The sequence below is a fragment of the Mesorhizobium sp. B2-7-3 genome (genome assembly GCF_006440715.1).
GTDB classification, from domain to species: Bacteria; Pseudomonadota; Alphaproteobacteria; order Rhizobiales; family Rhizobiaceae; genus Mesorhizobium; species Mesorhizobium australicum.
This window is the reverse complement of record NZ_VFTY01000012.1, coordinates 178532-188473: the sequence shown is the minus strand read 5'-3', so window position 1 is coordinate 188473 and position 9942 is coordinate 178532. Positions and strand designations below refer to the sequence as shown.

12 protein-coding genes are annotated in these 9942 nt (G+C 62.3%); 6 read left to right on the top strand and 6 right to left on the bottom strand.

Annotated elements, in window-relative coordinates; genetic code table 11:
* Positions 1 to 66 precede the first annotated feature (66 nt).
* The 3 genes from FJW04_RS25090 to FJW04_RS25080 form a co-directional block, all read right to left on the bottom strand.
* Entirely contained in the window at positions 67 to 675 is a 609-nt protein-coding gene (locus tag FJW04_RS25090; RefSeq protein ID WP_140717347.1) for a transglutaminase-like cysteine peptidase, read from the bottom strand.
* 283 nt (positions 676 to 958) lie between these two features.
* Complete coding sequence (locus tag FJW04_RS25085) at positions 959 to 1576, bottom strand: PilZ domain-containing protein (protein ID WP_015318053.1); 618 nt, start codon at positions 1574 to 1576, stop codon at positions 959 to 961.
* Positions 1577 to 1695: 119 nt separating this feature from the next.
* The gene (locus FJW04_RS25080) at positions 1696 to 2328 is read right to left on the bottom strand and encodes a PAS domain-containing protein (RefSeq protein WP_015318052.1); all 633 of its coding nucleotides are present in this window, start codon (positions 2326 to 2328) and stop codon (positions 1696 to 1698) included.
* Between the two features lie 444 nt (positions 2329 to 2772).
* Here FJW04_RS25080 and FJW04_RS25075 point away from each other — a divergent pair, with 444 nt between their 5' ends.
* Both FJW04_RS25075 and FJW04_RS25070 read left to right on the top strand, forming a co-directional pair.
* Positions 2773 to 3528 carry a rhomboid family intramembrane serine protease gene (locus FJW04_RS25075; RefSeq protein ID WP_140616934.1) on the top strand — a complete coding sequence of 252 codons (756 nt, stop codon included), beginning with the start codon at positions 2773 to 2775 and terminating at the stop codon, positions 3526 to 3528.
* Between the two features lie 87 nt (positions 3529 to 3615).
* The gene (locus tag FJW04_RS25070; protein ID WP_015318050.1) at positions 3616 to 4047 is read left to right on the top strand and encodes a CBS domain-containing protein; all 432 of its coding nucleotides are present in this window, start codon (positions 3616 to 3618) and stop codon (positions 4045 to 4047) included.
* A gap of 44 nt (positions 4048 to 4091) precedes the next feature.
* Here FJW04_RS25070 and FJW04_RS25065 read toward each other — a convergent pair whose 3' ends face one another.
* Positions 4092 to 4349: a YjhX family toxin gene (locus FJW04_RS25065; protein WP_140717357.1), complete on the bottom strand. Its 258-nt coding sequence runs from the start codon at positions 4347 to 4349 to the stop codon at positions 4092 to 4094.
* Positions 4350 to 4618: 269 nt separating this feature from the next.
* On the opposite strand from FJW04_RS25065, the gene gatB reads away from it, so the two are divergent.
* The 3 genes from gatB to FJW04_RS25050 all read left to right on the top strand — a co-directional run bounded on the left by gatB (position 4619) and on the right by FJW04_RS25050 (position 7467).
* Entirely contained in the window at positions 4619 to 6118 is a 1500-nt protein-coding gene (gene gatB / locus FJW04_RS25060) for an Asp-tRNA(Asn)/Glu-tRNA(Gln) amidotransferase subunit GatB (RefSeq protein WP_140717345.1), read from the top strand.
* A gap of 4 nt (positions 6119 to 6122) precedes the next feature.
* Positions 6123 to 6617, top strand: a complete 495-nt coding sequence (locus FJW04_RS25055; RefSeq protein WP_140717343.1) for a GNAT family N-acetyltransferase — start codon at positions 6123 to 6125, stop codon at positions 6615 to 6617.
* A 151-nt stretch (positions 6618 to 6768) separates the two neighbouring features.
* Positions 6769 to 7467: an AIM24 family protein gene (locus FJW04_RS25050; RefSeq protein ID WP_140717341.1), complete on the top strand. Its 699-nt coding sequence runs from the start codon at positions 6769 to 6771 to the stop codon at positions 7465 to 7467.
* A 134-nt stretch (positions 7468 to 7601) separates the two neighbouring features.
* Here FJW04_RS25050 and panC read toward each other — a convergent pair whose 3' ends face one another.
* Together panC and panB are read right to left on the bottom strand one after the other, a co-directional pair.
* Complete coding sequence (panC, locus tag FJW04_RS25045; RefSeq protein ID WP_140717339.1) at positions 7602 to 8453, bottom strand: pantoate--beta-alanine ligase; 852 nt, start codon at positions 8451 to 8453, stop codon at positions 7602 to 7604.
* Positions 8450 to 9292: a 3-methyl-2-oxobutanoate hydroxymethyltransferase gene (gene panB, locus FJW04_RS25040; RefSeq protein WP_140717337.1), complete on the bottom strand. Its 843-nt coding sequence runs from the start codon at positions 9290 to 9292 to the stop codon at positions 8450 to 8452. Before panB ends, panC begins: the two co-directional genes overlap by 4 nt.
* Before the next feature lie 229 nt (positions 9293 to 9521).
* Between panB and FJW04_RS25035 the strand changes: the two genes are divergently transcribed.
* Positions 9522 to 9920: an NADH:ubiquinone oxidoreductase subunit NDUFA12 gene (locus FJW04_RS25035; protein WP_015318043.1), complete on the top strand. Its 399-nt coding sequence runs from the start codon at positions 9522 to 9524 to the stop codon at positions 9918 to 9920.
* Positions 9921 to 9942 lie beyond the last annotated feature (22 nt).

Here is a 9942-nt window from a genome sequence, read left to right as displayed (position 1 = left end):
GGGTGGGGACTCGACCGGGTTTCTCGTTAGGCGCGTCGTGCAACGCGCCTGATCTCATTGGCGTCCTCAGCGGACGCTGGCGACCGCATCGGAACGGCCGTCGTTGATCGTCACCCAAACGCCGGAATTCTCCGTCGATTGACGCTTGAGATAGGTGTAGTCGGTATCCGTCCAGGACAGCACCTTGGTCTCAAGATTGTCGAGGATGAACTCGCCGAGGCTGGTGCGCACGGTCAGCACCGCGTGGCCGTCGCCATTCGGCTGGCGCGCAACCGTCATCAAGAGGTCACCGGCCGGCACGCCCGCATCCATCAACTCGCGGCGCTTTTCCAGCGCGTAGTCCTCGCAATCGCCATAGCCATTGTCCGGGTAGGCCCAGTATTCCTCGGCACCGTAGTTTTCCATGTCGGTGCGCGGCTTGATGCGGGTGTTGACCGAATTGTTGATGCTGACGATCGTCGCCCAGAGCTTGCGGCTCAGGTCGACAGGCGCCCCCTTGGCGGTCTTCTCGTTGCATTCGCTGGGGATGCGTTGGCAGAATTCATAGTGGCCAACAGGCTGCGTCGTGCGTCCGCCGGTATGCATATAGGCCGGTCCCGCGGCATATGCTGATCCCCAGGCGGAAAGCTGCATCGCCATTGCCATCAGCAACAGCTTGCCCCTCGTTTTTTTCATTGTTCAGTCTCCCCGTTCGAAGGAGACAGTGCCACATCTGGATTTATTCGACGCAAAGGCCCGAAGTAGATTTTAAGTAAAACGCCTAGAGAATAAACATAAAATTTGAATCATTTTAGTATTGAATTGGTTGGATTGCTGCGCTGGGGTTTCGGCAAATTCGGCCTCGCCCGGACCATTTCCGACTATGTCGACCTGCCGTCCAAGATCTATCGATCGCCGTACCCCGAAATCGAAAAAGCCGGCCGCGAGGGCCGGCTTGACGGGCATGCTTTGCGGCCGATCAGGCGCGCGGCGTGTTGAATTCGGAATCGAGCGTCTCGGGGCGCTGGATGACGGCGAATTCGATGGCGACGCCATCTTCGAAATGCCGGACGATCTGACCCCGCATCGTGCCGAGCATGACCTGGACGCCGATCGCCGGTTTCACGTCGATCTCGATCGCGGCGCCCGACAGAGACAGATCGATGATCCGGCACTGATACTGGCGGCCGTCAGTGAGCTGCAGCACGCTCGTCGGGTTGCGGGGCGAGACGCGCTCGTGGCGGCGGTCTTCCGGCAGGTCGAGTTCGTGCTTGTTGGCAAGCCATGTCAACTGCGCGGCGAGTTTGTCCTTCTTGCGGTCGGACGCGATCACCGTCATTGCGAAGCCATCCGGCAGCGTGCGTGTCAGCACACCCTCGATGCGGCCGATATGGTCGATATAGGCGATGACTTTCTCGCCGGGCATGCCAATGCGGTCGGTGCGAAGCGCCACGTTGCCGGGCGACATGTCCACCACCTGGCATGGGTGCTCGGTGCGGTCCTCCAGCATGAAACGTCCGTAGATTTTGACCCGGACGCGCTGAAAGTTACGCCTTTCAGCTTGGGACGGCGCGTAGTCGACCGCCGCTGACCTCATGACTGCCTACACCCCGTTTGGCATTCCCGCGCGTGGATGCGAGGAACTTCAGCAGAGAACTACAACAAATCGGGTTAACAAAGGGGAAAAACGAGCCTGCAAGACCATGCGATCGTCAACTATTCGTCCCGCCCGCCATCGAAAACGACGAGATGGCGGATGCGGCGGGCACGACCGAGCGCGGAGATCGTTTCGGGCGCCTCGATCTCGTCGGGAACGAGCGAGGGAACGTTGATCGCCGGACGGCTGTTCAGCAGTTCCTTCTCCGGGTCGATGACGCGGATGGAATCGATCAAGGCGTCGGTGATCGGATCCGCGCCCAGCCAGAACGGCTTCTCCACGGCGCTGATCACGCCGAGGCAGCGTGGATTTTCGATGCCGCCGTCGAGCGGCAAGGCGAGCAATTCGAACTTGTTGGAGCGGCCGTTGCGGCTGAAGCCCTCGAAAATGATCAGCACGACCGATTTCTGCTCGAAAACCCCGTGAATGAGCCGCGAAACCAGCCTCTGATCCTTCTCCCGCCACAGCGACGGGAAGGAGAATCCCTTGAGTTCGCGGCCGTAGGAGGCGCAGAGCCTGGTGCCGGCCAGGCGAAATACAGGCTGCCCACGCGTGTCCTTTTCGAGGATGAACGTGTCGGCCAGCAGCGACTTGATATCGGCCGGCTCGACTTCCGATCGCTTCGGAGCGGGGCGTCCGTCACGCAGGCGGTTCCAATAGTGGAACAGCGTGATCGATCCGTTTTGGTTCATACTACAAAGCTCCGCGCATTCTGTCGTCTGATGTCCCATCGGTGAACAGAAGGGCGCCCTCCGATGACCTACATGCGTTGGGGAGCAGGAAGCGTGCCAGCGTCGTTAACACTTGTTCACGGGTCGGGGCCGTTAAGGTTAACAACTGGTTTACGTTGCGCCCTGGGCCGCCGCGTGGCACACCAAAACCACTCCAGAAGCGGTCGTTTCGCGACGATCGGCAGCACTTCAGTCAAGAGTTTTAGGGGAGCAGGGGCTCGACCGGCCGTTCAGGGGAAACCTTGGACGGCTTCTTTTTTGATTCGCCCCATTGATTCGGAGCGGGACGATTCGCCGTTTGCGGTTCCATCGGCGGTGATCTAGATGCTCGCCAGACCGAACCAGCCCAGTCGAACCAGCCCAGTCGAACCAGCCCCGTCGAACCAGCATCGAGTGCGATTGCAGATGAGCGAACAGCAAAATCCGTCCGAGCCCGAACCGGCCGAGACCATGCCGCCACCGGTGCGTGAGCCGGTGTTCAATCTGCCGCCGATCGTGCTGGCGGTGATCGGCATCTGCGCGGTCGTCTACCTGCTGCAGCAATATGCGCTGAACGACGCCCAGCAGATGACGCTGCTCTATGACGGAGCTTTCATTCCCGTCCTCTATACCGGCCGGTACGGGTTCGACTGGTTTCTCTTCACGCGGCCTTTCACCTATGCCTTCATGCATGGCGGCTTTGCCCATATCGCCATCAACATGGTCTGGCTTGCCGCCTTCGGCTCGCCGCTGGCCAATCGGCTCGGCGCGCTTCGGTTCGCGTTGTTCTTTGCTGCCACGGGATTGGCTTCGGTGGCACTCTTCTGGGCGATGCATCCGTATGGAGAAGCGCCGCTGGTCGGCGCATCGGGCGCCATATCGGGCATGATGGGGGCTGCGGCGCGCTTTGGCTTCCGCACCGACCGCTCGGCCGGCAAGGCTGCTTTTGCCGGCCCGGTGCTGCCGGTCGGGGTCGTGCTGCGCTCGCGCGGCGTCGTCATCTTCCTGGCCATGTGGATGATCATCAATCTGGCCACCGGCCTTCTTGGCTTCGCGCCCGGCGTGGATGGCCAGGTCGCCTGGGAGGCCCATATCGGCGGCTTTGTCGCGGGCTTCTTCGGCCTGCGCTGGTTCGACTGGATATGGCAAGCGCCCGAATGGGAGACCTCCGACCGGGCTTGAAATGCAACCGATCACGGCGCACGATGTTCACTCTTATGTGAAAGCCGGTCAGGGCAGGAACCGGTTGGCAAAGTAGAGGAGGACGCCATGACGGTTAAGGCCATTCTCGAGCAAAAAGGCCATGACGTGTTGACGCTCGGGCCGAACGAAAAACTGAGCGAAGCCATCCGCATCCTTGCCGAGCACAGGATCGGCGCGCTGGTCATCACCAATGGCGATCGCAAGATCGTCGGCATCCTTTCGGAGCGCGACATCGTGCGCGTGGTAGCCAGGGAAGGCGGTGCCGCGCTCGATATAGCTGTGCGCTCGGCGATGACGCCGAAGGTGAAGATCTGCAACGAAAACCACACCGTCAACGAGGTGATGGAGATCATGACCAGGGGCCGCTTCCGCCATCTCCCGGTGGAAAAGGACGGCCTGCTCGATGGCATCGTATCCATCGGCGACGTGGTCAAGCGCCGCATCGAGGACGTCGAGCGCGAGGCCGAGGAAATCCGGGCCTACATCGCCACCGCCTAAGCGGTCGGCAACCGCCGGCCGGGTGCCGGCCGGCGGCACCAAGGCTACCTGTTGTCGAGTTCGGAGCGAACGAGTTCGAGCCCGAGCCTCGTGATGCGGTAGGGCCCGCCGCCGGACGACGAAACCGCCTTCTTGCGTTTCAATTTTCGAAACAGGTCGGGATCGACGCCGGGGTAATGCCAGCCGTCGCGGGTCAGGCATTTGACCGAGGCGATCCGTTTCTTGTCGTTCTTTTCGATTTCAATGCGTCCACCCTGCGCGAGCAGGTGCAGGATGCGCTGTTCAATGCGAGAAATATCCATGTGAAGAGTTCCCGGAAAACGAAAAATACCGCCGCCGCGAAGCTTCGCGGCACGGGGTTTCAGGTTTTCTGCCCTGCCTCGCTACGAGGTCAGGGCCTCACCGGGACTGCGCGTAAGTGGACATCCACTCTCCATTGAGACGAACGGCATATAGGCGAAAGCGGTCGAAGAGGCCAGCCCACGGCTTTGCGCCCACGGCTTTGCGCTTGTCTCTTTTGGCGGTTTGCACTAGCGAAGTTGCATTAATGCACTTCAGTCCGTAGGCCACAATGAGCATCATCGACACTCGCACCCCTGACGCAAAACGCCTGATATCCGGCGCCACCGGCGACTGGGAGATCATCATCGGCCTCGAGGTGCACGCACAGGTCATCTCGGAAGCAAAGCTGTTCTCCGGCGCTTCGACCGCTTTCGGTGCCGCGCCCAATGCCAATGTCAGCCTTGTCGATGCGGCGATGCCAGGCATGCTGCCCGTCATCAACGAGGAATGCGTCAAGCAGGCGATCCGCACCGGCCTGGGGTTGAAGGCGCAGATCAACCACAAGTCGGTCTTCGACCGGAAGAATTATTTCTATCCGGACCTGCCGCAGGGCTACCAGATCTCGCAGTTCAAGCAGCCGATCGTTGGCGAGGGCACGGTGATCGTCTCGGTCGGCCCCGACCGCCAGGGCGAGTTCGAGGACATCGAGGTTGGCATCGAGCGCCTGCACCTGGAGCAGGATGCCGGCAAGTCGATCCACGACCAGCATCCGACCATGTCCTATGTCGACCTCAACCGCTCCGGCGTGGCGCTGATGGAGATCGTGTCGAAACCCGACATGCGCTCCGGCGATGAGGCCAAGGCCTATGTGACCAAGCTGCGGACCATCATGCGCTATCTCGGCACCTGCGACGGCAACATGGACGAAGGCTCGTTGCGCGCCGACGTCAATGTCTCGGTACGCCGGCCAGGTGGCGAATTCGGCACGCGCTGCGAAATCAAGAACATGAACTCGATCCGCTTCATCGGCCAGGCCATCGACTACGAGGCGCGCCGGCAGATCGCCATCATCGAGGATGGCGGCAAGATCGACCAGGAAACGCGGCTGTTCGACGCCGTCAAGGGCGAGACGCGCTCGATGCGCTCCAAGGAAGAGGCGCACGACTATCGCTACTTCCCCGATCCCGACCTTCTGCCGCTGGAATTCGACCAGGCCTATGTCGATAGGCTGGCCAAGGAATTGCCGGAACTGCCCGATGACAAGAAGCTGCGGCTGATCTCCTCGCTCGGCCTCTCGACCTACGACGCCGCGATCCTGGTGTCGGAAAAGCCGATCGCCGATTATTTCGAGAAGGTGGCGGCCGGTCGCGACGGCAAGCTCGCCGCCAACTGGGTCATCAACGATCTGCTGGGTGCTCTCAACAAGGCCGGCAAGGACATTGAATCCGCTCCGGTTTCGCCCGACCAGCTCGGCGCCGTCATCGATCTGATCAAGGAAGGCACCATCTCCGGCAAGATCGCCAAGGACCTGTTCGAGATCGTCTGGAACGAGGGCGGCGATCCGCGCCAGTTGGTCGAAAGCCGTGGCATGAAGCAGGTCACCGACACCGGGGCCATCGAGAAGGCGGTCGACGAGGTGATCGCGGCCAATCCCGACAAGGTCGAGCAGGCCCGCGCCAAGCCCAGCATGGCCGGCTGGTTCGTCGGCCAGGTGATGAAGGCGACTGGCGGCAAGGCCAATCCGCAGGCCGTCAACGACCTCGTCAAGGCCAAGCTGGGCATCGAGTAAAAGCATGTTCGTTCGCACCGCCGGGGATCGCGACCTCGCAGCCGTCCGGGCGTTGCTGGTCGAGACCTGGCATGCGACGTATGACGCCATCTATGGCGCGGAACGGGTCACCGAAATCACCAATGAATGGCACTCCATCGCCTCGTTGAAAGCCAGGCTGGTAAAGCCGAGCAGCGAGTTCCTCGTTGCCGATGACGGCAAGCGCATTGGCGGCATGGCGTTTGCCGAAGCCGTCGATGGCGGCGGCGTGGTCATGCTCAGGCAGCTCTATGTGCTTCCCTCGCTGCAGGGCCGCGGTATCGGCGGCATGCTCCTCGACGAGATCATCGAGAGTTTTCCGGAAGCTCACCGCATTCGGCTCGAAGTCGAAGAGAAGAACACCCGCGCCGTTGCCTTTTATCAGGCCAACGGCTTCGTCCAGGCCGGCCGCACCGAGAATTGCGGCTCCGCCAGCTCTGCCATCCCGGCGCTGATCTATGAACGGGTACTTGCCGCCTGAGCACCGTGGCGGCGTGATCACCTTCGCGCGAGCGCGCGTCGCGGGATCTGTTTTCGTTTGACGGCCCTGGTGTCCGGCACCAAAGCTGCCTAGGCCGACCCGTGTGAAGCCGGAATAAACCGACACACGCGGGATGGCTTTGGGGGGAACCATGCCAAGTCTGCCGGAACTGATGCCGACCGAGGTGTCGGACGAAACCTTTGGTGGCGTCACCTATCACATAGCGGGTGAACTGGTGCCCGTGCTTTCCGTCGACGTGACGCGGATGCCTGTCTATTTCGAGCACCACATCCTGCTGTGGAAGAATTCCACAATCACCATCGGCCTGAAATCGCTGAAGGGCGCGCTGAAGCGCATGATGGCCGGCATGCAAATCTTCGTCACCGAGGCGTCGGGGGCGGGCATCATCGCCTTCAGCCGTGATGGGCCGGGTCACATCGTACCGATTCACCTGCGGCGAGGCGAGGAGATACAGGTCCGCGAGCACCAGTTTCTGGCCGCCACCGGCAATGTCGACTACACGTTCGAACGCGTACGCGGCCTGGCGACGATGCTGTTTGGCCAGAGCGGCTTCTTCATCGACCGGTTTCGCGGCGATACCGGTGACGGCATCGTCTGGCTGCACGGCTATGGCAACGTTTTTGAAAAGACGCTCGCTCCGGGTGAGATCATAGACATCGAGCCCGGCGGCTGGCTGTTCAAGGATGCCTCTGTCAGGATGGAGACCAAGATCGACCGGCTGTCGAGCGGCTTCTTCGGTGCCAACTTGAATTTCATCGTCAATCGGTTCACTGGGCCGGGCAGGGTCGGCATACAGTCGATGTACCTGCATATGCAGACCGAGGAGTAGGCTGGAGCCAGAAGCCAGACGGATGAAAGCCTGGCCAGCGCGAACGCGGCGGTGACTTGTCAGCGGATCGCCTCCCCGTGCCCTGGCATCGGCAGCGGCGGGCCTTCGACCTTGATTGAGAATGCTAACGCCGATCAGGCGGCGGGAACTTCCACATTGTCGATCAGCCTGGTTTTTCCCAGCCAGCCGGCGGCGAGAACGCGGCCCGCGCGGTCGCGCCGCCATGGCGTGAGTGTCAGGCTTTCGCGGGCTTCGACATAATCCACCTTCTGGAAGCCGGTCGCGACCAAGACGCGGCTTGCTTCGGCGATCGTTTCCTCCTGTCCTGCGCCCGCCGCCAGCGCAGCAGCTGCCTTGCGCAGAATGACGTTGAATTGGCGAGCGATCTGGAGTTCGGCTTCATCGAGATAGGCGTTGCGTGACGACATGGCGAGGCCATGCGCGTCGCGTATGGTCGGCGCGCCGATGATCTCGACGGGCAGGTCGAGGTCGCGGCAAAGCTGCCTGACGACGCAAAGCTGCTGGTAATCCTTTTCGCCAAAGATGGCGAAGTCGGGTGCGGCCTGCAGGAGAAGCTTGGCCACCACCGTGGCGACGCCGTCGAAAAAGGTAGGGCGAAAGTCCGTTTCGAGCCCGGCTGACGGGCCGCCTACCGAGATCTTCGTGGCAAAGCCTGCGCGATACATCTCGCTGACACCGGGCGTGAAGGCAAGGTCGGTTTTGACTGCGGCCAGCATGTCGAGGTCGCGGGCCAACTGGCGCGGGTACTTGTCGAGATCCTCGGTCGGTGCGAACTGCGTCGGGTTGACGAAGATCGACACCACGCAACGATCAGCCCTTTCGAGGGCGATCTTGACCAGCGAAAGATGCCCGTCATGCAAGGCGCCCATGGTCGGCACCATGGCGATGCGTTGTCCGTCGCGCCGCCAGTCGCGGATTCGCGCGCGAAGCGCGGCAACGCTGTCGACGACGTGGGGCCGGCTCACGCGTCATCCCCGCCGTTGGTTTTTGAAAAGACGTGGGCGGGCCCGGGGAAAACGCGATCCCGCACCTCCGATGCGTAGCGCTCCGCGGCATGCGTGATCACGCTGCGCAGGTCGGCGTATTGCTTGACGAATTTCGGCACGCGGTCGACCGTCAGCCCGACCATGTCGTCGACGACCAGGATCTGGCCGTCGCAATCGCCGCTGGCGCCGATGCCGATGGTTGGAATGGCTATGCGGCGGGTGATGTCGGCGGCGACCGTCTCGATCGTGCCTTCGATGACCACCGAGAACGCGCCGGCCTTCTCGACCGCCAGCGCGTCGGCGATCAGGGCGGCTACAGTCTCGTCCGTGCGGCCCTTGATCTTGTAGCCGCCATCCTTTTTCACCGATTGAGGCTGCAGGCCGATATGGCCCATGACCGGGATATCGGCGGCCACGATCGCGGCAATCTGACGAGCCATGTCGACGCCGCCTTCGAGCTTCACCGCCTGGCAGCCGGTCTCGCCGACGATGCGCCGTGCCGAGGCCAGGGCTTGCACGGCGGACCCCTCATAGCTGCCGGCCGGCATGTCGACGACCACGCAGGCCCGGGCCGAGCCCCTCATCACGGCTTGGCCGTGCGCGATCATCATCTCCAGCGAGGCGCCCAGCGTCGTCTCGTGGCCATGCACGACCATGGCGACGCTGTCGCCGACCAGGAGCAGGTCGACATGGGGATCGAGCAGGCGGGCGATCGGATAGGTGTAGGCGGTGAGGCAGACGATCGGTGTGCCGCCCTTGCGGCGGCGAATCAGGTCGGCGCCGACGCGAATATCGGTGGTCGGCAATTGCGTGGCCAATCGTCGCCTCCTTCGGCCCCAGCGGGACAGGATTTTCGCATGGGCGCGCAGAGCTTTAGAAAGAGCGGCAAGGCTTGGCAAGCGCGCATCCGGTCACCCCCGGGGGGTCACAGGCTGGTGTCGGGTCCCTGGCGCGCCATTTGCGCGCTCCTCGTGGCAAAACCCTTGCCTTCCCGAAGGCCTGACGCCATAAGCAGGAAACGGGCGCCGCCAGCGCGAGGGTTCTGAGATGAAGACTTTCCTGACGCAGTTTTTCACCTGGTGGAACAGCCAGACGCTGGGAACGCGCCTGCACACATGGCGCTACGGCAAGAGGGTCGGCCAGGACGAGGCCGGCAATGTCTATTACGAAGGCGGTATCGATTCGGAAGGCCGCACGCGTCGCTGGGTCATCTACCGCAACTATTCGGAAGCTTCGGCCATTCCGCCGGGCTGGCACGGCTGGATTCACCATCGTGTCGATATCGCTCCCCCCAGCGATGACTACCGGCCGCGCGACTGGCAAAAGCCGCATTTACCCAATCTGACCGGCACGCCATCGGCCTATCGTCCGAAGGGCTCGGTGCTGACCAATCAACACCGCCCGCAGGTCACCGGCGACTACGACGCCTGGACGCCGGGCTCGTAACGGCGCGAGTTGCAAAGGTAAG